Origin of the sequence: Plantibacter auratus (assembly GCF_050587365.1) — a bacterium.
GTDB classification, from domain to species: Bacteria; Actinomycetota; Actinomycetes; order Actinomycetales; family Microbacteriaceae; genus Plantibacter; species Plantibacter auratus.
In genome coordinates this window covers 546,986-568,140 of the sequence record NZ_JBOBFV010000002.1, presented here as the reverse complement: position 1 = coordinate 568,140, position 21,155 = coordinate 546,986, and the positions used below count along the sequence as shown (strand labels likewise).

Sequence of the window (21,155 nt, the reverse complement as noted above, 5' to 3'; positions counted from 1 at the left end):
CCAGTCTGCCGGGAACCGGCGCCGGGCGACTCCTCCGCACGTGGCATTCCGCGGTACCACGGACGCGGTACACGGGTGTCCGCCGGTGGGGGACGCGCCGGACGGGCGACGCCGCGAGTCTGGAGTGGAGCCGGAGCACCCGGCCCCAGACGAGGAGACACCATGCAGAGCACCACAGCGCCGCCGATCATCTCGGTCCGGGACGTCCGGCGTTCCTACGGTCGCGGTCAGAACCGGTTCGACGCGCTGAAGGGGGTGAGCTTCGACATCCACGCCGGCGAGAGCGTCGCGATCGTCGGGAAGAGCGGCTCCGGCAAGTCCACGCTCATGCACGTGCTCGCGCTCCTCGACGCACCGAGTTTCGGCACCGTCGAGCTCGAAGGGGTCGACACGAGCACCCTCCGCGGTCGCCGCCTCAACACGACCAGGAACAAGACCTTCGGGTTCGTGTTCCAGCAGTTCTTCCTCACCGCCAACGCGACGGTGCTCGAGAACGTCCTGCTCCCGATGAAGATCGCCGGCGTCCGCCGCGGTGACCGGCGTCGCCGGGCGCTCGCCGCACTCGCGCAGCTCCAGCTCGAGGACAAGGCGCGGAACCGTGCGGTGAACCTCTCCGGCGGGCAGAAACAGCGGACGGTGATCGCCCGCGCGCTCGTCAACAACCCGCGGATCATCTTCGCCGACGAGCCGACCGGCAACCTCGACACGGCGACCGGCGCCGTCGTGGAGGACATCCTCTTCTCCCTCAATCGGGAGAGCGGCATCACCCTCATCGTCGTCACGCACGACGAGGAGCTGGCGGCACGCTGCGATCGGCGGATCCTCATCCGCGACGGACTGCTCGTCGAGGACGAGGCGGTGGCCGCATGAGAACCGTCGACCTCATCGGGACCGCCGTCGCGAACACGTTCCGGTCCAAGACCCGCACCATCCTGACCATCCTGGCGATCTTCGTCGGGGCGTTCACGCTCACGCTCACCAACGGGCTCGGCACGGGCATCAACGCCTACATCGACGACACGGTGTCGAGCGTCGGCGCGTCCGACACGATGACCGTCACCAAGACGTCCGAGACCGCAGGCGGGTTGGGTGCGGCGACGAGCGGGCCGAAGGAGTACGACCCGGACGCGGTCGCCGCCACCGGTGCCGGCGCGCCGGGATCGACCGTCGTCGCCCTGACACCGACCGACCTCGACGAGCTCGGCAGGATCGACGGCGTCCTCGACGTCCAGGCCGTGAAGTCGATCTCGACCGACTACATCGAGGCGGGCGGCGGCACGAAGTACGTCGTCGGTGTCGGTGGGCTCATCTCCGGGCAGAGCGTCACGCTGGTGGACGGTGCACAGCCCGACGACGACACCGACACGCTCCAGCTCGTGCTCCCCACGTCCTACGTGGAACCGCTCGGCTTCGGAAGCGACGCCGACGCGGTCGGGCAGACGGTCACGGTCGCGATCACGGATGCGCAGCGCACGCAGCACACCGTGGACGCGACCGTCGTCGGAGTCGCCGAGGAGAGTCTCGCTTCGCCCACCGGCGCCTCGATCGTGCCGAACGCCGCGCTCACCGACCTCCTCTACGAGACGCAGAACATCGGCGTCCCGTCCGACCAAGTCGACCGGTACGCGCAGGCGTCCATCCGGTTCAGCGCGGACGCCACCGACGAGCAGGTCACGGCGTTGAAGGACCGACTCACCGACGCGGGCTACACCGGCACGACCGTCGCGGACCAGCTCGGCACCATCAAGACGGTGATCGACGGGATCGTCCTCGTCCTCAACGCCTTCGCGATCATCGCGCTCCTCGCGGCCAGCTTCGGGATCGTGAACACCCTCCTCATGTCCGTGCAGGAGCGCACCCGCGAGATCGGGCTGATGAAGGCCATGGGGATGGGGAGCGGGAAGGTCTTCGGGTTGTTCAGCCTCGAGGCCGCGTTCATCGGCTTCCTCGGCAGTGCGATCGGCGTCGGTATCGCGGCGCTCGCCGGCACCGGCATCAGTGCCGCGCTGTCCGGATCGCTCCTCGCCGACCTGCCGGGCCTCGACCTCATCGCGTTCGACCCGGTGTCGCTCGGGATCATCGTCCTGGTCGTCATGGTGATCGCGTTCCTCGCCGGCACCCTGCCCGCCGCCCGTGCCGCCAAGGCCGATCCGGTGGAGTCGCTCCGCTACGAGTGAGGTGCAGTGGTCGGGAATGCCGGGTGGCGGCTGTGGGGCGTGGCGGAAGCGACGCCCCACAGCCGCGCCGGCGCCAGGTTGAGGAGCAGCGCCGGCGCAGACGCTCAGGTCGCGTCTGCGGCGTCCACGTTACGACAAGCGGCCGTCCCGTCGTCGGAGGTTGAGGCTCCGCGCCCGCTTCTTCTACGCTTCGCGCTTCGGGGTGGTGACGTGCTCGGGTCTGAGACCGATCCCGATGAACCTCGCCGCAAGCGGTCGGACGACGGGTCCGGCGAGCCGCATCAGCCGGATCACCGACCGCGGCGCGATGCGGTCGCCCGTGGTCGTGCGGGAGATCACCCGATGCCCCGCTCGCTGGATGCGCTGCATGATCCTCACCGGCCGCTCGCGTCGACGTTGGACGGCCGCGAGGACCCCGGACGGTGCGTCCCCTGCGGCGAGGTGGTCGGCGATCGCGTTGGACAGGGCGACCGCATCCTGGATCGCGTAGTTGACCCCGACGCCGAACATCGGTGACATCGCGTGCGCGGCGTCGCCGATGGCGATGAAGCCCGGGCGGTGCCAGCGGTCGAGGCGGTTGAGCTGGACTGAGAGGAGCTTGACCTGGTCCCAGTCGGTCAGGGTGTCGACCACCTGACGCAGGACGGGCGCGGCATCGACGATCCGGCGGCGGAGCGCCGGCAGGCCCTCGGCTCGGAGCAGCTCCGCGCCGCCCTTCCGGATGACCATGCCGGACTGGTACCGGTCACCCCGGTCGATCGTGAGCACCATGCCGCGCGGCGAGAGGTAGGCGAGGGTCGGGGGCGGCGGGTCGGCCGGCTTCGGCAGGCTGAACCACAGGACGTCGATCGGCACGCCGCTCTCGTCGGGGATGAGTCCGGCCGCGTCGCGGAGTGCCGAGGTGCGTCCGTCCGCCGCGACCGTGAGGGTGGCTCGGATCTCGATCTCGATCTCGATGTCGGTGGAGGTGCTGGTCGCCGGGTCGGTTTCGCTCGCTGGGCCTTCGGCGGTCGTCGTGGTCGCGCGCAGGCCACGGACCTGGCCCTGCTCCATGATCAGGCCGGTCGCCTCCGTGCGGAGGCGGAGCTCGAAGTTCGGCAGTGCGGCCGCCTCCTCGGCGAGGAAGTTCAGGAAGTCCCACTGCGGCGCGAGGACGAGGAAGCGGTCGGGTGCTGGCAGGGTGCGGAAGTCGACCATCGTCATCCGCAGGCCGTCGATCACGGCGTCCATCGCCTGCAACCGGTTGAGCGGCAGCCGCAGGAACCGCTCGCGCAGGCCGAGCTCGCCGAGCAAGGTGATGGTCGACGGGTGGATCGTGTCGCCGCGGAAGTCGCGGAAGAAGTCGGCGTGTTTCTCGAGCACGGTCACGCGGAGGCCGGACCGGGCGAGGAGGTAGCCGAGCACCATGCCGGCCGGGCCGCCACCCGCGATGACGCAGTCGCGGTCCGTGGTGTGGTCGGCAGTGTGGTCGCCGTGATCGCTGTCGGTGGGGGTCGTCGGTTTCATCGCGCTGCTCCCGTCGGTCTCTTCCGGACACTACTCCGGAACCCATATCGTCGACATCATGCGTGTGTTGCAGCGGGCGGGACTGCCGCTTCTCGTGTCCGGAACGATCGTGCTCGCGCTGTCGGCGTGCACTGGTGGCGGTGGGCCCGGTGGCGGCTCCGCCGGCAGCGCATCGCCCGCTGCGTCGGTGCCGGCGGAGTCGTCGAGCGGGGGCTCGGGAGACGGATCGTCCCTCCAGGTCGACTGCGCGGCGGTGGAGGCGGCCGTCGCGCCGTACATCGAGGGGCTCGTCGCGCGGGAGGACAACGGGGCGGACGAGTACGGGACCGTCTGCGGGTGGGAGGCGCCGGAGGGGACGATCGATGCGGCGGACATCCGCTCGGTGGAGATCGTCGTCTCGCCCGAGTCGAGCGAGGCACTGTCGGCCGATGAGCTCGCCGCCGCCGGGCTCACGCCGATCCCGGATGCGACCATCGAGGCTGCTGGCGGGACCGCTTACAGTGCGACGGTCGAGACCGGTGTCGCCGCGGTGATCGTCACGACGGTGGTGCTGCCGGAGACGGAGATATCCGTCACCGGTGGGCAGTGGGCCGGTCATCCGTCGCTCGACGGACCGGCCGCGGTCGAGGTCGTGAAGGCGCTCATGGGCCGGTGAGCGGCCCGGGAGCTGCTGGCCCATCCGGTCCCTGAGCAACCCACTCCGGTCCGCGAGCAACCCTCGCCCGTCCCTAAGCGACCCTCGTCCGTCCCTGAGCAACCCACTCAGGTCCCTGAGCAACCCCCTCCGGTCCCTGAGCAACCCCCTCCGGTCCCTGAGCTTGTCGAAGGGCCCACGGGGCGAACCCTGCGAATCCGGTATGCCTCCTCCGGTCCCTGAGCCTGTCGAAGGGCCCACGATCAACTTCCACAACCGCTTCGACTCAGCATCTGGAATGTCAGTGGTCCGTGGTGGACTGAAGTCATGACCGAGACCACCACCTCCGCAGTTCGAGCTGGCGATGATTACGCCGCGCAGCTCGCGGAGTTCTCGGACGAGTACGCGGAGATCCAACGGCTGCGAGCGGCGCTCGACGCACGGGAGGCACGCTTGCTGGCTCGCTCCGCCGCATATGCCGACGCCCTCGCCGACTCGGTCGTCCCGGCGATCTACCCGCCGGCCGAGCGACTGGCCCTGTCGCGCCGCTCCACGTGCGCAGCCCTCGCGATGGCGACGCGCACGCCCGAGCAGACGGTCCAGCGGGCGACGAACGACGCTGAGCGTCTCGTCAATGACGCACCCGCCGTGCTCGCGTCCCTCGAGGCCGGCCGCATCTCGGCCCGGCACGCGCAGACGATCATCGACCAACTCAGCGACGTGCCGACCGCAGGGCGGGCGGTGTTCCTCGCCGAGGTCCTGCCGGTCGCGGAAGAGTCCACCAACGCGAACCTCCGCAGGCGAGCCCGCGTCCTGCGCGAACGCCTCCACCCCGAGTCCATCACCGCCCGAGCGGTCCGCTCGGAGGCCGACCGCCGGGTCGAGTTCGAACCCGCGGCGGACGGCATGGCCTGGGTGCACCTCTTCACCACAGCACCCATCGCCCAGGGCATCATCGAGCGCGTCGAAGCCGCGGCAGCAGAGTCACGCAACGCCGGCGACACCCGCACCTGCGGACAACTGCAGGCCGACGCCCTGGCAGCTCTCGCACTCACCGGCGTCACCCCCGACGACGTCATGTCGAACCCGGTCCTCCCGCACCCGATCGAGGTGCAGGAGCACATCAAGCCCACCGTGCAGATCACCGTCCCGGCGCTCACTGTGGCCGGCGTGAGCGACGCTCCGGCCACCCTCGACGGCTACGGACCCATCGACGCCGAGACCGCCGCCCGTATCGCGGTGAACGCACCCAGCTTCACCCGGATCCTCGTCCAGCCCGAGACCGGCGCGGTCTTGTCGGTCGGGCGCAACCAGTACCGCGTTCCGGCGGACCTCCAACGCGCGGTCCGGCTTCGGGACGGCACCTGTCGGGCACCGGGCTGCGGCAGGCGAGCCAGAGCGTGCGACCTCGACCACTCGGTCGCCTGGGAAGACGGCGGCGCGACGGATGTCGGTAACCTCGCGTGTCTCTGTCGACATCATCACCGGATGAAGCATCTGCCCGGCTGGAACCTCGACCACGGGCCCGGCGGGGTCCTCGTGTGGACGACACCCGACGGCAAACACCATCGAACGAAACCGGACCCTGCCCCATTCTGACTCCCGCCGGTCCCTGAGCCTGTCGAAGGGTTCCTCGTGGGCACTTCGACAGGCTCAGTGACCGGGAGGGGTGTACCCGGAACGTTCAGGCGTGCTCGTGGGCACTTCGACAGGCTCAGTGACCGGGAGGGGTGTGCCCGGAACCGGTTCGGTCCCTGAGCTTGTCGAAGGGCACTCGGGTTGCGCTGCCTCAGTGACCGGGGAGAGGTGTGCCCGGAGCGTTGAGGGTTCCTCGTGGGCACTTCGACAGGCTCAGTGACCGAGCTGGACTGTGCTCGGATGCATTTCGGTCCCTGAGCTTGTCGAAGGGCACTCGGGTTGCGCTGCCTCAGTTACCGGGGAGAGGTGTGCCCGGAACGTTGAGGCGTGCTCGTGCGCACTTCGACAAGCTCAGTGATCGGGAGAGGTGTGTCCGGAACGTTTCGGTCCCTGAGCTTGTCGAAGGGCAGGCAGCCCCGGCGTGCTTCCGGGACCACCTCCGCACCCCGCCGGGTAGGCTCCAGACGTGGGCACCGACGAAGACCAGATGCTGTCACTTGTGTACGCGAGCACGGCGACACAGCCGTTCACCGACGACGACCTCACCGCCCTGCTCGCCGTCTGCCGCGAGAACAACGCCCGCGCACAGCTCACCGGCATGCTCGTCCACCGTGACGGACGGTTCCTCCAGGTCCTCGAGGGCCCCGAGGCCGCCGTCCGCGAGCTGATGGTCACCCTCGCGGCCGACCCGCGCCACGCCGGTATCCGCGTGATGTTCGAGGAGCCCATCCGCGAACGCCAGTTCGCCGCCTGGACCATGGGCTTCGAACGCGCCGACACCGGCTCCGCCGCAGACCTCGACGGCTACCGCGACACCTTCGACGACCTCGACCGCGACGACCCGACCGCCACCATGCGCGCCCTGCAGGAACTCGCCCGCTGGTTCCGCAGCCGCGCCACGCGGAGCTGAGCCACGCTCAAGCCCGCGCTCACACCCGCAGTCAGCCTGCGAGCTTGCCGATCGGGCTGTCGTCGAGGTTCGCGAGCAGCTCGGCGACGTCGCCGTAGACCGCGACAGCACCCGCGTCACGGAGCTCCTGCTCGCCGAACCCACCGCTGCGCACCCCGATGCACTCCACACCGGCCCGCGCAGCCGCCTCGATGTCCCAGACGGCATCGCCGACCATGACCGCTCGCGACGCCGGCACGCCCGCACGATCGAGGGCGACCTCGACGATGTCGGGCTCCGGCTTGGCGGTCTCCACGTCACCGGACGAGGTCGCCGCGAAGATCGCATCGTCGACGTCGAGCAGCTCCCGCAGGATCTCGAGCTCGTTCTCCGGAGCCGAGGTCGCCAGCACGACCGCGATCCCGCGGCCTGCCAACTCGCCGAGCAGCTCGCGCGCACCACCGATCACCCGCAGCCGGGAGGTGTTCTGGAGGTAGTACTCGCTGTGCAGCTCCTTCGCCCGCTCGCCGTACTGCTCGACCTCGTCGGACCCGTCGAGCAGCGATTCGAGCAACTCGCCGCCGTCCTTGCCGATCGAGCGATGGATCCGCCACGCGTCGACCGGCCTGCCGGCATCGGCGAACGCGCGATCCCACGCGTCGACGTGCAGGTAGTTCGAGTCGACGAGCGTCCCGTCGATGTCGAAGAGCACCGCGATGCGGTCGTCGGCGTTCTCGGGGACGGTGGTGTCAGCTGATTCGGACATGCGTCCAGTCAAACCCGCGAGCCCGCGATTGTGAAGCGGTGGTCATTCTCCACGGAACATGCGAGCCCGCAGCGCCGCCCGCTACTGGAACCGACTCGTGAGGATCACGGAGCTGGTCGTGTCGTCGAGGAACACCTGCGTCGAGCGGCCGTCCTGCGAGAAGGCGTCGTCGAGAGCGGACGAACGTACAAGCGGTCCCGGCGGCAGTGCGTCGTCGAGTCCGGCGTCGAGGTCCGGGAGCTCCGCCTCCGCGTCCGAGCCCGCCTCACCTGGCGCGAGCGCCCGCAGTTCCGCGTATCCGGCCTCGTCCAGGACGACGACCGCGTCGATCCAGTACGTGCTCGGGCCCGGAACCCGCTCGTCGCCCATGGTCCCCGACATCCAGGTCGCCGAGAGCGCGGTGGCGAGCTGCGGGAAGCGGTCGGTGAGCGGGCCGAGCTCGTGCCGGATCTCACCGGTGCCCGAGCGGGTGGCGGAGTCCGATGCCGCGGCGGATGCCGCCGTCGTCCGGTCCGGCGACGGTGACGACGCGCAGCCGGCGAGCAGACCGGCGACCACGACGACCACCGTGGCCACGACGGTCGCGCGCGGCGCGAGACGGTGACGTCGATCGTGCATCCGAGCAGTCGTGTCCATGCCAGCAGCCTAGAGGTCGTCGATCACTGTCCGTTCGGCCAGCCCGGGACTGTGCGGCAGGCGGGGGTGCCCGGAGCGGCTTGCGCCGAGGCTGGATCCATGAACCTCTCCACTCATCCCATCGAGGCTCGCGGGCTCCGCAAGACCTTCCACGGTCGCCCGCGCGTCGATGACGTGTCCTTCACCGTCGACCCTGGCCGGGTCGTCGGACTCCTCGGCCCCAACGGCGCCGGGAAGACCACCACCATCCGCCTGCTGCTGGGACTCGCCCGTCCTGACGCGGGGGACGGCCTCATCCTCGGTCGCCCGTACCGCGAGCTCGAGCAGCCGGCGCGCACCGTCGGCGCCGTCCTCGACGCGGGCGGACTCCACCCGGCTCGCACCGGGCGGCAGCACCTCCGCATCGCCGCCGCACGGATCGGGGTCGACGCCTCCCGCATCGACGCGGTCCTCACCGAAGTAGGCATGGCACGCGACGCCGACCGCCCCGCCGGCGGGTACTCGCTCGGGATGCGTCAGCGCATCGCGATCGCGGCAGCGCTCCTCGGCGAGCCGGCCGTGCTCATCCTCGACGAGCCGTCGAACGGCCTGGACCCAGCAGGCATGCAGTGGCTGCGACTCCGGCTGCGTGCGTTCGCCGACGCGGGTGGAACGGTGCTGCTCTCGTCCCATCTGCTCTCCGACGTCCAGGACATCGCGGACGACGTGGTCGTCATCACCGACGGGCGCGTCGTGGCCCAGTCGTCGATGGACGACATCCTCGCCGCATCGAGCGGCGACCTCGAGGCGTACTACCTCCAGGTCACCGGAACCGCCCAGCTCCCCGAGAACGGGCAGGTGCGCTGATGTTCCGCGCTGAACTCATCGGGCTCGTCACCACGACCGCGACGAAGGTCACCGCGGCGGTCGCCGTCGTGGGACTCATCGTCACGCAACTCGCCTTCGTCACCCTCATGCCCGCCCTCGCCGAGGGCGACATCGGCCCTGGCCTCGACGCCCTCGGGAGCGACTTCCCCGTCCTGGACCTCGCCTCCCGCGCCGTCCAACTCGACGCGCTCAACCCCCTCGGTGCGTCGATGGGCAGCGGCTCCATCGGCGTCGCACTCCTGGCGATCACCCTGCTCGGCGTGCTCGCCGGCACGAGTGACGACCGCTACGGCGGCATCGTCGGCGCTGTCCTCGCCTCGCCGAAGCGGTTCCGCATCGTCGCAGCCAAGGCGGGCGCCGTCGCAGTCGTCGGCGCCGCTCTCGGTGTCGTACTCGCCCTCGTCAGCCTGGTCACGCTCGTGATCACCCTGGCAGCGACCGGGACGCCGTTCGTCCTCGGACTCCCGGACCTCGCAGCACGGTTCGGGCTCGGTGTCCTCGCCGTCACCGCCCTGTCGGTCATCGGACTCGCGGTCGGACTCATCGTCCGCACCCAGCTCGCCGGCGTTCTGACGATGATCGCGATCCTCATCCTCGAACCGGTCGTCGTCTCCTCGATCCAGCTGGTCACCGGCGGCACCGTGCCGGCCTGGACCCAGTTCCTGCCCGTCGCCCTCGCACAGGGCGTCATCCACGGCGGAACGGACGGGCTCGGACCGATCGTCGTCATCCTCGCCCTCGTGGCCCTCACCGCCGCCCTCACCGCGGCCGCATCCGCTGCGCTCGCGCGCCGCGACATCTGAAAGGAACCACCCACATGAACGACCAGACCCAGACCCACACTCAGACCAAGACGCAGCACCAGACTCGTCACCGCACGATCATCGCCGTCTCGGCCGCCGCCGCCCTGCTCGCCGGAACCGTCTCGCTCAGCGCCTGTTCCAGCGCCACGGAGCAGACCGCCGGCACCGGCTCCGCATCCGGGCCGCTGCAGGACCGGATGCAGTCGCTCGTCGACGCCGGTTACCCCGCCGCACTCGCCTCGGTGATCGGGCCGGACGGCGAGGCGACCGACGTCGCCGCCGGCATCGGCGACCTCGCGACCGACGAGCCGGCCCCGGTCGACGGCGAGGTGCGGATCGCGAGCAACACGAAGATGTTCGTCTCGACCGTCGTCCTGCAACTCGTCCAGGAGGGGAAGGTCGCGCTCGACGCCCCGATCGACACCTACCTCCCCGGGCTCATCACCGGCGACGGTATCGACGGCACCCGCATCACGGTCCGTCAGCTGCTCCAGCACACGGCAGGGCTCCCCGAGTACGCCGACCAGATCGCCGCCGACGCGTTCGCGGCACAGGAGCGCTACACCTCACCCCGCGACATGCTCGACATCGCCCTCGCAAAGCCGGCCGTGTTCGCGCCAGGGGAGCGGTGGGCGTACAGCAACACGAACTACCTCGTGCTGGGGCTCATGGTCGAGAGCGTCACCGACCGGGCACTCGCCCAGCAGATCGACGAGCGCATCGTCAAGCCGCTCGACCTCGAGCGCACCTACTTCCCTGCGCCGGGCGAACGCGAGCTGCGCGGCGAGCACCCGCACGGGTACCACGCGAAGACCGTCGGCGACCTCCTGGACATCACGGCCCTCGACACCTCGTTCGCCTGGTCCGCCGGTGCGCTCGTCTCGACACCGCACGAGCTCAACGTCTTCATGAAGGCCCTGCTCGACGGTGAACTCCTGAACGAGGAGACCCTCGCCGAGATGCAGACCACGGTTCCGGCTGGTGACGAGCTGTGGCCGGGAGCGGGGTATGGATTGGGCCTGCAGAGCTACCCGCTGAGCTGCGGCGGTGTGGCGTGGGGCCATGGCGGCGACATCCCCGGAACCCAGACGCGCAACGCGGTCGGCCCCGACGGCACGGCCGTCACCATCGCCGTCACCTCGCTGCCGTGGGCGGTCGTGTCGCCCGATGACAACGAGCGGTTGATGAAGCAGTACCGGATCGTCGTCGACGCCCTCGACGCGACCCTCTGCGAGCGATGATCGCTGCCCACCGGACGCCGAGGGCCGGCCCCCACCGGGGTCGGCGCTCGGCGTGGTTGACTCGACCCATGACCTCTTCCGCGCGGCCAGCCCCTGTCGCGGCCCGTCTGCGCTCGGCGCTCCCGCCGGTTTTGGTCCTCGCCGGTGCGGTGGGGTACCTCGGGGTCGTGCCGTGGGTCGACGAGCTGCACGCCGTGCCGGGTCAGGTGTCGCCGTGGGCGCACGCGGGGCTGGTCGTGCTCCAGGCCATCGCCCTGCTCTTCCGGCGTCGGCACCCTGTCGCGGTGTTCGGCGTGGCGGTCCTCCTCGACCTCCTGGTCCTCGGGTCCAGTGGTGGCGAACTCGGGATCGGCTCGTTCGGCGTGATCCTCGCCACCTACGCGCTCGCTCGTCGCGCGGAGCGGCGGACGGTCATCCGCGCGCTGGTGGCCGGTGCGGTCGCGACGACGGTGGTCGGCGGCATCGCGATGATCTTCGGGTCGTCCGAGGAGCCGCTCATCCTCGTGTTCGCGGCCGTTGCGCGAATCGTGTTGCAGTACGTGCTCCCGGCCGGTGTCGCCGAGTACGCCAGGGGTCGCGAGCGCCTGCTGTCGGCGATCGAGGACCAGGCACGCATGGCCGAGAACGAGCGTCGCATCAGCGTGCAGAACGACCTCCGCGCTGAGCGCACCGCCCTCGCGCGGGAGCTGCACGACATCGCCGGACATCACCTGTCAGGGATCATCGTCAGTGCGCAGGCGGCCAGCGCCCTGGTGGAGCGCGACCCGGAACGTGCTCGGGAGATGCTCCAGACGGTGCAGTCCGATGCCCGCACGACGCTCGTGGACCTGCGGCGGACGGTCGGCCTGCTGCGCAGCGACGATGCGGACGCCCAGGGAGGCGGAGACGGATCGACGCTCGGGCCGGCGACCATTCCGACGATCGCGGCGATCCCGGAACTCGTCGAGGCGGCGCGGTCGCGGGGGCAGCACGTCGCCTACACCGTGACCGGCGAGCCTCGTGTGCTGGGGCCGCTCGCGGAGACGGCCGCGTACCGGACCGTCCAGGAATCGCTGGCGAACGCCGCCCGGCACGCGCCCGGAGCCGTTTGTCGCGTGTCGGTGCGGTTCGAGGTGGACGCGATCGAGCTCACCGTGACGAACGCAGCGTCGTCGCAGCGGCCTGCTTCGCCGTCGCGTGACGGCTACGGACTCTGGGGCATGCGCGAGCGTGCCGAGCTCATCGGAGCGAGTTTGACCTCAGCACCGACGGACGAGGGTGGGTGGCGAAACCGCCTGACCATCCCCGACGAACACCGTCCCGATCAGCAGGGTCCCGACCAGCATCGGAGTGACGCATGATCCGCCTCCTCATCGCCGACGACCAGGCGGTCGTCCGCGCCGGCCTCTCGGTGATCCTCGGTGCCGAGCCCGACATCGAGGTGGTGGGCGAGGCGATCGACGGTGCCGACGCGGTGCGGTTGGCGAAGGAGCTGCGTCCGGACCTGATCTGCATGGACATCCGGATGCCGGGTACGGACGGGATCGCGGCGACCCGCACGATCACGGCGGATCCGGATCTCGACGCCGACGTCCTCATCCTGACGACGTTCGATGTCGATGCGGACGTGTTCGCCGCCCTCGAGGCCGGTGCGGCCGGCTTCCTGCTCAAGGGCGCCGATGAGGCGACGCTGCTTGCCGCGATCCGGTCCGTCGCAGCGGGGGAGGGAACGCTCGACCAACGCCTCACCCGTCGCATCCTCCGCGAGTTCTCGGAGCGCCGGCGCGAGACGCCCGCGGCCGCGACGGCACCGGCGGAGTCGCCGCTGACCGACCGCGAGTTCGAGGTCCTCGACCTCCTGGCGCAGGGACTCTCCAACGCGGAGATCGCCGACCGCCTGTTCGTCGAACCCACGACGGTGAAGTACCACCTCGCCGGCCTGCTGCAGAAGACGGGAGCGCGCGACCGCCTCCAGGCCGTGCTCTGGGGCATCCGCGCGGGGCTCGTCGACCCGCGGTGAGCTGCGGCTAACGAGCCGTAAAGACATAATCACAATTATCGGGCATATTCCCGGTGAGTTATCCACAGGTTGATGCGGTCCGATGTCGACCAGAAATGAGAGCACGGCTACGTCCACGCCGGTGTGACGAGCGCGATCGCGGACAGCGCCGGAGCCTACGCTGCCCTCACGCTGATGGACCAGGGCTCGGAAGTGCTGACCGTTGAGTACAAGATCAACCTGCTCGCACCTGCGGCAGGCCGTCATCATGGTCATTGTCGCCAGCGTAGCCATGACTGCGGTACTGACGCGCGAACAACCGGTGAGGGTTCAACCGCCGCGGGTCGATCCTCAGTACACGCTCTTGATCACGAAATACGTGCCGCGGATGGTGCCGGCGAGTTTCGACTTCTGGCGGGCGAACTTGAACCTCGACTCGAGTTCGGCAGGCACGTCCATACCGTCGGAGAGCTTGAACCCGACGGCGCGTTTCCCACCGTCCTCGATCGTGTACATGACGTTGATGGAGAGTCCGGACTCGTAAAACACATAGGACATGTCGATGCCCTCCACCTCGAACCTGGTGGCTTCGAGCGGTCTGGATTCGATCGTCAGGCTGCGCTCGTCCTGCAAGATGCGGTGCACTCGTTCGATGATCTCCGGCACTTGGCTCGCGGGGCTGACGGTGAAGACGTGGTCGTACTTGTTCTTGAAGTAGCGGGCCTCGTTGGCCCGCAGTCCGGCCAGTGCCGCAGCCACCGGCGACGACTCGAGCCCGACCTCCGACACCGTGACGAAATCGACGACGTACGACATTGGTTCCTCCTCGGTTACCGACCCATCCGACTGTAGGGCGAAATGCACACGCGGTGGCCGTCAGCGGGTTTGGGGGCGTTCCTGGATCACCCAGGCGTTCCCGCCGGGGTCGGCGAAGAAGACGAATGAGTTCCAGTCGCCACCTCGGCCCTCGAGGCGGACGCCGTCTTCGAAGTGTGTCACTGGACTCACGTCGACACCGCGGTCGGCCAACTCGGCGCGTGCCTGATCGATGTCGTCGACGATGAGCTGCAAGCCCTCCAGCCGGGTCTCACCGGTCTTGAGTTGGATGCTGCTACCTGAGCCGGGCGGTGTGAGTTGCACGATGCGGAGCTCGTCACTGATTCGGACGTCGAGGTCCAAGTGGAATCCGACCTGCTGGGCGTAGAAGTCCTTCGCCTGATCGACGTCGGCGACGCTGACGGGAACGACTTCGAGACTCCACTGCACCGGGCACTCCTTCGCGACGATCACGGGTTCGAATGCCCGTCGTGCTCCAGTGTGCTCGGCCGGCACGTGTTTCGACAAGCGGGTGTGTCACCGGCAGGTCTGGTGGGGGCGCGTTGGCGTCGGTTCTGTCAGAACTCTCAGGGTGTCGGTCCGCGTTCGAGGGCGCAGCGCCGCTCGGCGTGCGAGGCTCGGGAGATGATCCACACCGGTCTCTTCGACCCTCAGTCCATCATCCAGAGCAGTGGCGGGTGGGCGCTTGCCGTCGTGTGTCTGATCATCTTCGTCGAGACGGGATTGCTGATCGGGTTCGTGCTTCCGGGCGACACCCTGCTCTTCTTCACGGGGGTGCTGACGTTCTCCGGCGTGATCGACGTGCCCGTCGCAGTCGTCATTCTCGCGGTCGCCGTGTCGGCGGTCGCAGGGGATCAGCTCGGATACCTCATCGGGAGGCGGCTCGGCCCTCGGGTCTTCGAGCGGAAGGCCGCGGGACTCATCAGTCGGGCCACCCTCGAGCGCACGAACGGATTTTTCGACCGATACGGTTCGGCGACGGTGACGATCGCGAGATTCGTCCCCGTGGTCCGCACCGTCGCACCGGTCGCCGCCGGCACGGCCCGGATGCACTATCCGCGGTTCCTGCTCTTCAACATTGTCGGCGGCATCGCCTGGCCGACCCTGCTGATTCTCGCTGGGTTCTTCCTTGGACAGATCCCCGGCGTGGCGGACTTCGTGTCGCAATACATCGACCTGATCCTCGGCGGCATCGTTGTCATCTCCATTCTGTCGATCATCGTCAGCGTGATCCGGAGTCGTCGCGCGGGACGCACAGACCGCTGAACCAGCCGTCCGGGACGCGCGGGCGCCGCGCATTCTGTGAGCACCCTCACGAATGCGGGTCGTCAACGTCAGGCCGGCTGCAGGGTGGAGCGGGAGCGTTGAGGCATGACCTCGACACTCGAATCCACTCGCGTCAGTGACCTGCTGCTCAGCAAGGTCCCCCAGATCACCTTGGCCTTCTGGGTGATCAAAGTGTTCTCCACTACCGTCGGCGAGACCGCGGCCGACTACTTCAACGACACGCTCGGCTTCGGACTGACGGCGACGTCGATCGTGACGGGCGCACTGTTCCTCGTCGCCCTCGCCGTCCAGTTCCGGACGCGCCGCTACGTGCCGACGGTCTACTGGATCACCGTCGTGTTGATCAGCGTCGTCGGCACCCTCATCACCGACAACCTCACCGACGTCGTGGGGGTGCCGCTGTGGGCTTCGACGCTCGGCTTCGCCGTCCTGCTCGGGGCGACCTTCACGGTGTGGTTCCGGCGCGAGCGGACCCTGTCGATCCACTCCATCGTGACCCGCCGGCGCGAGGCGTTCTACTGGTTGGCGATCCTGTTCACTTTCGCGCTCGGTACTGCGGCGGGAGACTTCCTGTCGGAGGCGCTCGGCCTCGGCTACGTGCTCGCCGCGGTCCTGTTCGCCGCGGTCATCGCGGCCGTCGCCATCGCGTATGTCGTCTTCCATGCCAACGCCGTGGTGTGTTTCTGGATCGCCTACGTCCTCACCCGCCCGCTCGGTGCTTCACTCGGCGATCTCGCCTCCCAACCGGTCGCGGACGGCGGGCTGGGGCTCGGGACGACCGCCACGAGCGCGGTGTTCGGCATCGTCATCATCGCCCTCGTCGTCTTCATGACAGTGCAGCTCGCGCGTCAGCGTCGACAGCTTGTGGCGTCCGATCCGTCGGTCGTCTCAGCGGTAGCCGGCGCCCGGCGACACGCTGCGTCCTAGGATGTGGAAACGGGGGCCGGGCGGGCATTGCCGGCAACAGGCGGGAGGGGGCAGGTCGTGAGGATCCTCGTCGTCGACGATGAGCACGAGATGACGGAACTGCTTGCTCGCGGGCTGGCGTCCGACGGCCACGAGGTCGTCGAGTCACACGACGGTATCGACGCCATCGGACTCGCGACGGACACGGGGTTCGAGCTCGCGGTCGTCGACGTGATGCTTCCGGGGATGTCGGGGTTCGAGCTCAGCCGCCGGTTGAAAGAGCTGGATCCCACGATCGCGATCATCCTCCTGACCGCTCGGCACGCCGTCGACGATCGGGTGCGGGGGCTCGACGCCGGTGCTGACGATTACATGGTCAAACCGTTCGACCTGGCCGAGCTGTCCGCGCGCATCAGAGCCGTCCGCCGCCGCGACGCGCTGCACGCACCCGCCCGCATCCTGCTCGGCGACCTGACGGTCGATCTCGCACGCCATCGTGCCCGGCTGGGCGACCGGGAGATCCCGCTGAGCCGCACGGAGTTCGACGTGCTCCGCGTGCTCGCGCTTCGCGTCGAGGACACCGTGACCCGCGCCGAGATCCTCGCCGAGGTCTGGGAAACCAGCGAGCACATCGATCCGAACATCGTCGACCAGTACGTGAGCTACTTGCGGCGGAAGCTCGAGCAGAGCGGGGCGGGCGTGCGCATCCTGACCACCCGCGGCGTCGGCTTCCGGCTCGTCGCCTCACAGGGTCCGTGACGGGCCCCGTGTCGACGGCCCGCAGACTGATCGACCGTCTCGGCATCCGGATGAGGATCGCCGGGGGCAGTCTCCTCATCGCGATCCTCATCGCAGTCGCCGCGGGCATCGTCCTGAACGCGCAGATCGAACGCATCGTCCGTGACGGCACCAGCTCGGTCCTCTCAAGCGACAGCGCCCCCTACGTCGTCGCCCTGCAGACGGAACCGGACGACTCCTTCGACGCGCCCGGGCCATCACAACTCGTCGCCGTCCTGGCTCCCGACGGCTCGACGCCCATCAACACGCTGCCGACCTCACTTGCCGACAAACTGCCGAATGTGGGCGGATCCGGGCAGGCGCACGACGTCCGGGTGGGAGATGCGTCCTTCATCGTCCTGTCGACGACGGTCGCAGTCGCCGGTGGGGACTGGGTTGTGGTGGCAGCCCGAGACGCCCAGGAAGAGACGACCGTGCTCGCGCAGATGCGCGCGCTGCTCTTCACGGGCCTCGCGGTGATCGCCGTCGGTGCTGCCGGGACCGCCTGGGCGCTCACCAGTCTGTCCCTCGGCCCAGTCCGTCGCCTTCGCCGGAGTGCGGATGCGCTCAGCGCCGGGTCGTCCTCGGAACTCCTCGCGGTCGGCGAGGCTCGCGACGAGATCTCGGACCTCGCCCGCACCTTGAACGAGCTCATCGAGCGGCTGCGCGACTCCGCCCGCCGGGAACGGCAACTCGTCTCCGACGCCAGCCACGAGCTCCGCACGCCGATCGCGTTGCTGAACACCCAACTGCAGGTCGCGGTCGCTGAAGCGTCCTCGGTGGAACAGATGGTGCGAGACGTCGACGGTGCCAGACGGAACGTCGCCCGCCTGGCGGCCCTCGTGACCTCCCTGCTGGAACTTTCGGCCATCGAAGCCGCCCACGACGGTGTTCGAAGCTCGATCGGAGCACTCGATCGTGAAGCCGACGATGCGACCGACCGCGCACGGTTCCGCGCACAGGACACGGCGATCTCGATTCTGTACGACGGGCCGGAGCTCCTGGCGTCCGACGACGGGACAGAGGACACCGGCAGCTTCCCGATCGGCGCTGAGGCGTTCGGACGCATCCTGGACAACCTGCTCAACAATGCACTGCGCGCCGTCGGCCACGGCGGGGTGATCGACGTCCAGCTGACCGTTGGAGGAGGATTCGCATGGCTCCTCGTAACCGACACCGGCGGTGGGATGGATCCGGCGTTCGAGCCGTTCGCGCTCGACCGCTTCACCCGTCAAGATGCCTCGCGGACCGGCGGTCAGGGAACCGGTCTCGGACTCGCGATCGTCGCCGCACTGGTTCGGAACGCCGGTGGCAGCATCGAGCTGGACAACCGGCCGGGCGACGGGCTGACGATCCGCATCGGCCTGCCTGCCGTTCAGGCGGCGTCGTCGCACGACAGCTGACCGGCGCCGCCTGAACGTTTTCCGGCGGGCATCGGGTTGCGGGCGTGGCGTCGCGCTAAGACGGCGACGAGTCCAATCGCGAGGGCAAGAGCGACCAGCGTCACCGGACCCGTTCCGAAACCCAGACCGCCTCGCGAAGGCACCACCGCGAGCCCGTCCGCAATCGACGCACCGAGCGGTCTCGTGACGATGTACGACGCCCAGAACATCGCGACCGCCGACCAACCCAAGAACCGGTATGCCAGACCCGGTAGCAGGAACAGTACGCCGAAGAGGATGGCGGACCCGCCGTAGCCGAGAGCGAGGTCGTGCGCGGCGAGGTCACCGACGGCGGTGCCGAGCGCGAAGGTCGCGCACACCGTCGCCCAGTAGAACACCTCCCGCCGGCGACTCGTGATCGAGTGGATCGACAACGTGCCCTCGAATCGCCACCACACGCCCAGCACCACGGCGAGTGCCACGGCGAACGCCGCCGTCGAGACGATGTACGGCACCCCGACGACGATGTGCGCGACATCGGCGACCATCGTCCCGAACACCCCGATCATGCCCACCAACAACCAGTACCGCCACACCGAGTACCGCGGCGCCCGCAGCTGGATTGTCAGACACGCGCCGAACACCACCGCCGTGCCCAGCACGACCGATACCGGATCGAGGTGCACGACCATCCAGTCGGACGCCGTCTCACCGAGCCCCGTGGTCAGCAGCTTCAGCGCCCAGAAGAACGCCGTGATCTCGGGCACCTTCGACGCGACGAACGACGCGGGCGCAGGCACAACACTCATGAACGGAGCCTGCACGCGCGTCCCGAGAGATGACACGGAAAGCGAGCGCGGAGCTCTGAGAGCACTCTCAGCCAGCGCCACCCCGCTCGGTGTCGGCACGCCAAGCGAACAACCAGCCCCAGCCGCGATGAGATCCGTCGGCGTCATGACGGTTGGCTCCGACCAGGGAAGCGTTTGCGGCACCCCCTGTCGTGACGTATCGCCTCACCGTCCGCGAAACATCGTCTCCCGGCAGACCCCAGCACCACCGAGTCCCTAACGCGTCTTGGCCGTCCGTGCGCGGGTTCGGAGTCCGAGGAGCGCGTCGACGACGACGAAGGCGGCGAGGCTGAGCCCGCCTGGATCGACTGCGGCGTACCGATCTTCTTCCGGTTCGAGGGTTCCCGGCCCATCGCGATCAACCGCTTCTGACTGGAGGCGATGATGGATCGGTCGTTCACCCTCGCTGGCCTCGACGTCATGCCGGAGAGCGAACACCCCGACACGTCACCCGACGCATAGTTCATCGCGGTCGCGAACGGTTCGAGCTACGAATGCTCGCCGTCGTCCTCTGGCACCTGCTTCGGCTTGCGTGGCCACCGGAGCACGAGCAGTGTCACGTTGCCGACCAGCAACACGATGAATGCCACCTTCAACGGCGTTTGCATCGTCGGGCTGACCAGCAAGATCAACGCCAGGAACACGATGAACGCCAAGCGAGCCCACGAGGCTTTGGCCGAGGTCTTCATGTCGGCAGCAGATCGCGAACGCATCTGAGGGGCATGGTCGCGACTGTAGCATTGCCGTCGACGTCAGCTAGGGCGTCAGTGAAGGCGCATCCCGTGTCCATAAAACCGGAATGACGAGTCATAACATGGGTTATCAGTCTTATTCCCGAGGAGTTATACACAGGCGGGAGGCTTCCGAACCGGTCCGTTTCGCGCACCGAAACCTTCCCAGCGTGAATCATGCCGGGTGGAGACACTGCGGTGTCACACGTGCGTATGTGGAGCCGGTCCCGATGAACTCGGCACGGTGGCGGTGACGGTTCGAGCGGAGAAGGCGTCGAGATTCGGCAGAGCGTGCTCTGCTCGATGTTCTGCCTTGAGTGCGACGGCTTCGGCATGGCTCAGGCGACCAGGCGCGAACGCGGCGCCGGACCCCGGGCCCGACGCCGTCGCTCGTGCTGGGATTTTAGATCCCCGTGTCGCGAAGCCACTGTGCAACAGAACGAGGAGAGATGCCGAGCAGCGTCTGCGCGGACCGGGACTCGTCGATGCGCTCGTCGGGCATCGACCATCGTGCGTGGTACGACGCGATGACGGGCTCAACGCCCGCGGCTCCGAAGAGTGGGGTGATCAGCTTCCCGTAGTCGTCGGGGTTCTGGCTCTCGAAGGTGACCGGCGTGTTCAGGTGTGCCGAGAATCCTTCAGCGAGGTCGTCGCCGAGCAGGGCCGGCAGTGCACCTGCGGTGACAACGCCCTGCACGCCGACGTTGTCGGTGAGGAGCTGCACTGCGATGTCAGCCATGTCCAGGTGGGAGATCCACGAGATGGCGTAGTCCTCACGGATCGGGTAGCGAAGCTTCCCCTCTATGCGGGCGGGGTCGAGGGTGACCGGCAACAGCAGGTTCTCGAGGAACGTCTTCGGAGCGATGACGGCGTAAGCCACTCCTGACTTCTCCAGTCTGTCGTGGAGGATGCCGTGCGCAGTGCTGGTGCCATCGGGCAGGGTCAGCGGGTAGCCGCTGGTCGAGAACACGACTCGCTTGGGGCGCGCCTTCGCGACCGCGTCGCCGATCGCCGTCGCGAACGTTACCTGCTGGTCCGGGCTTCCCAGGGGCAGGTGAACGAAGACACCGTCTGCGCCTTGGTACGCCTCGGCGAGGGACGCCGCCGAATCGAAGTCGACGGAGACAGCCTTCCCGTCGACCTTCGCCGTGTCGCGCACCGCCGCAATGGCGTCGTGGCCTGCCGCGTGCAGGAGGGAGAAGATGGGGGCGCCCTGGGCACCCGTTGCACCATGAATGATAAATGTCATGAC

At 68.7% G+C, this 21,155-nt stretch carries 22 protein-coding genes and 1 pseudogene; 15 read left to right on the top strand and 8 right to left on the bottom strand.

Going from position 1 to position 21,155, the window contains the following annotated elements:
• Positions 1-162 precede the first annotated feature (162 nt).
• Both ACQ3HE_RS09855 and ACQ3HE_RS09850 read left to right on the top strand, forming a co-directional pair.
• The gene (locus ACQ3HE_RS09855; RefSeq protein WP_430892502.1) at positions 163-870 is read left to right on the top strand and encodes an ABC transporter ATP-binding protein; all 708 of its coding nucleotides are present in this window, start codon (positions 163-165) and stop codon (positions 868-870) included.
• Entirely contained in the window at positions 867-2,177 is a 1,311-nt protein-coding gene (locus ACQ3HE_RS09850) for an ABC transporter permease (RefSeq protein WP_430892500.1), read from the top strand. The genes ACQ3HE_RS09855 and ACQ3HE_RS09850 overlap by 4 nt, the downstream gene beginning before the upstream one ends.
• A 183-nt stretch (positions 2,178-2,360) precedes the next feature.
• Here the strand turns inward: ACQ3HE_RS09850 and ACQ3HE_RS09845 are convergent, their stop codons facing one another.
• Entirely contained in the window at positions 2,361-3,683 is a 1,323-nt protein-coding gene (locus ACQ3HE_RS09845; RefSeq protein ID WP_430892499.1) for an FAD-dependent oxidoreductase, read from the bottom strand.
• 58 nt (positions 3,684-3,741) lie between these two features.
• Here ACQ3HE_RS09845 and ACQ3HE_RS09840 point away from each other — a divergent pair, with 58 nt between their 5' ends.
• The 3 genes from ACQ3HE_RS09840 to ACQ3HE_RS09830 all read left to right on the top strand — a co-directional run bounded on the left by ACQ3HE_RS09840 (position 3,742) and on the right by ACQ3HE_RS09830 (position 6,865).
• Entirely contained in the window at positions 3,742-4,338 is a 597-nt protein-coding gene (locus tag ACQ3HE_RS09840) for a hypothetical protein (RefSeq protein ID WP_430892497.1), read from the top strand.
• A 306-nt stretch (positions 4,339-4,644) separates the two neighbouring features.
• Entirely contained in the window at positions 4,645-5,916 is a 1,272-nt protein-coding gene (locus tag ACQ3HE_RS09835; RefSeq protein WP_430892496.1) for an HNH endonuclease signature motif containing protein, read from the top strand.
• Positions 5,917-6,421: 505 nt separating this feature from the next.
• A complete protein-coding gene (locus ACQ3HE_RS09830; RefSeq protein WP_430892495.1) occupies positions 6,422-6,865 on the top strand; it encodes a BLUF domain-containing protein in 444 nt (147 codons plus the stop codon).
• A gap of 31 nt (positions 6,866-6,896) precedes the next feature.
• Here the strand turns inward: ACQ3HE_RS09830 and ACQ3HE_RS09825 are convergent, their stop codons facing one another.
• Both ACQ3HE_RS09825 and ACQ3HE_RS09820 read right to left on the bottom strand, forming a co-directional pair.
• Positions 6,897-7,610: an HAD family hydrolase gene (locus ACQ3HE_RS09825; protein ID WP_430892494.1), complete on the bottom strand. Its 714-nt coding sequence runs from the start codon at positions 7,608-7,610 to the stop codon at positions 6,897-6,899.
• An 81-nt stretch (positions 7,611-7,691) separates the two neighbouring features.
• Positions 7,692-8,246, bottom strand: a complete 555-nt coding sequence (locus ACQ3HE_RS09820; protein WP_430892493.1) for a hypothetical protein — start codon at positions 8,244-8,246, stop codon at positions 7,692-7,694.
• 99 nt (positions 8,247-8,345) lie between these two features.
• On the opposite strand from ACQ3HE_RS09820, the gene ACQ3HE_RS09815 reads away from it, so the two are divergent.
• The 6 genes and pseudogenes from ACQ3HE_RS09815 to ACQ3HE_RS09790 all read left to right on the top strand — a co-directional run.
• Complete coding sequence (locus ACQ3HE_RS09815; protein WP_430892492.1) at positions 8,346-9,092, top strand: ABC transporter ATP-binding protein; 747 nt, start codon at positions 8,346-8,348, stop codon at positions 9,090-9,092.
• Complete coding sequence (locus ACQ3HE_RS09810) at positions 9,092-9,916, top strand: hypothetical protein (protein WP_430892491.1); 825 nt, start codon at positions 9,092-9,094, stop codon at positions 9,914-9,916. Before ACQ3HE_RS09815 ends, ACQ3HE_RS09810 begins: the two co-directional genes overlap by 1 nt.
• A 14-nt stretch (positions 9,917-9,930) precedes the next feature.
• On the top strand, positions 9,931-11,157 hold the full coding sequence (locus tag ACQ3HE_RS09805) for a serine hydrolase domain-containing protein (RefSeq protein ID WP_430892490.1): 1,227 nt from the start codon (positions 9,931-9,933) through the stop codon (positions 11,155-11,157).
• A 68-nt stretch (positions 11,158-11,225) separates the two neighbouring features.
• Positions 11,226-12,497, top strand: a complete 1,272-nt coding sequence (locus ACQ3HE_RS09800) for a sensor histidine kinase (RefSeq protein WP_430892489.1) — start codon at positions 11,226-11,228, stop codon at positions 12,495-12,497.
• Positions 12,494-13,156: a response regulator gene (locus ACQ3HE_RS09795; RefSeq protein ID WP_430892488.1), complete on the top strand. Its 663-nt coding sequence runs from the start codon at positions 12,494-12,496 to the stop codon at positions 13,154-13,156. The genes ACQ3HE_RS09800 and ACQ3HE_RS09795 overlap by 4 nt, the downstream gene beginning before the upstream one ends.
• 114 nt (positions 13,157-13,270) lie before the next feature.
• Positions 13,271-13,381, top strand: a pseudogene (locus ACQ3HE_RS09790) (PaaI family thioesterase); the annotation flags it as partial.
• A 105-nt stretch (positions 13,382-13,486) separates the two neighbouring features.
• Here ACQ3HE_RS09790 and ACQ3HE_RS09785 read toward each other — a convergent pair.
• Positions 13,487-13,951 carry a phage tail protein gene (locus tag ACQ3HE_RS09785; RefSeq protein ID WP_137243541.1) on the bottom strand — a complete coding sequence of 155 codons (465 nt, stop codon included), beginning with the start codon at positions 13,949-13,951 and terminating at the stop codon, positions 13,487-13,489.
• A 60-nt stretch (positions 13,952-14,011) separates the two neighbouring features.
• Positions 14,012-14,401 (bottom strand): VOC family protein, encoded by a 390-nt coding sequence (locus ACQ3HE_RS09780; protein WP_430892487.1) that lies wholly within the window; start codon positions 14,399-14,401, stop codon positions 14,012-14,014.
• A 195-nt stretch (positions 14,402-14,596) separates the two neighbouring features.
• Between ACQ3HE_RS09780 and ACQ3HE_RS09775 the strand changes: the two genes are divergently transcribed.
• From ACQ3HE_RS09775 to ACQ3HE_RS09760, 4 genes are all read left to right on the top strand, one after another.
• Complete coding sequence (locus ACQ3HE_RS09775) at positions 14,597-15,238, top strand: DedA family protein (RefSeq protein WP_240044053.1); 642 nt, start codon at positions 14,597-14,599, stop codon at positions 15,236-15,238.
• Positions 15,239-15,343: 105 nt separating this feature from the next.
• The gene (locus tag ACQ3HE_RS09770; RefSeq protein ID WP_430892486.1) at positions 15,344-16,186 is read left to right on the top strand and encodes a COG4705 family protein; all 843 of its coding nucleotides are present in this window, start codon (positions 15,344-15,346) and stop codon (positions 16,184-16,186) included.
• Positions 16,187-16,243: 57 nt separating this feature from the next.
• A complete protein-coding gene (locus ACQ3HE_RS09765; protein ID WP_192018398.1) occupies positions 16,244-16,924 on the top strand; it encodes a response regulator transcription factor in 681 nt (226 codons plus the stop codon).
• Entirely contained in the window at positions 16,921-18,345 is a 1,425-nt protein-coding gene (locus ACQ3HE_RS09760) for a sensor histidine kinase (RefSeq protein ID WP_430892485.1), read from the top strand. The genes ACQ3HE_RS09765 and ACQ3HE_RS09760 overlap by 4 nt, the downstream gene beginning before the upstream one ends.
• Here the strand turns inward: ACQ3HE_RS09760 and ACQ3HE_RS09755 are convergent.
• The 3 genes from ACQ3HE_RS09755 to ACQ3HE_RS09745 all read right to left on the bottom strand — a co-directional run bounded on the left by ACQ3HE_RS09755 (position 18,318) and on the right by ACQ3HE_RS09745 (position 21,152).
• A complete protein-coding gene (locus ACQ3HE_RS09755) occupies positions 18,318-19,133 on the bottom strand; it encodes a COG4705 family protein (protein WP_430892484.1) in 816 nt (271 codons plus the stop codon). The genes ACQ3HE_RS09760 and ACQ3HE_RS09755 overlap by 28 nt on opposite strands.
• Positions 19,134-19,660: 527 nt before the next feature.
• A complete protein-coding gene (locus ACQ3HE_RS09750) occupies positions 19,661-19,861 on the bottom strand; it encodes a hypothetical protein (RefSeq protein WP_430892482.1) in 201 nt (66 codons plus the stop codon).
• A gap of 445 nt (positions 19,862-20,306) precedes the next feature.
• Complete coding sequence (locus ACQ3HE_RS09745) at positions 20,307-21,152, bottom strand: NmrA family NAD(P)-binding protein (protein WP_430892480.1); 846 nt, start codon at positions 21,150-21,152, stop codon at positions 20,307-20,309.
• Positions 21,153-21,155: the final 3 nt, after the last annotated feature.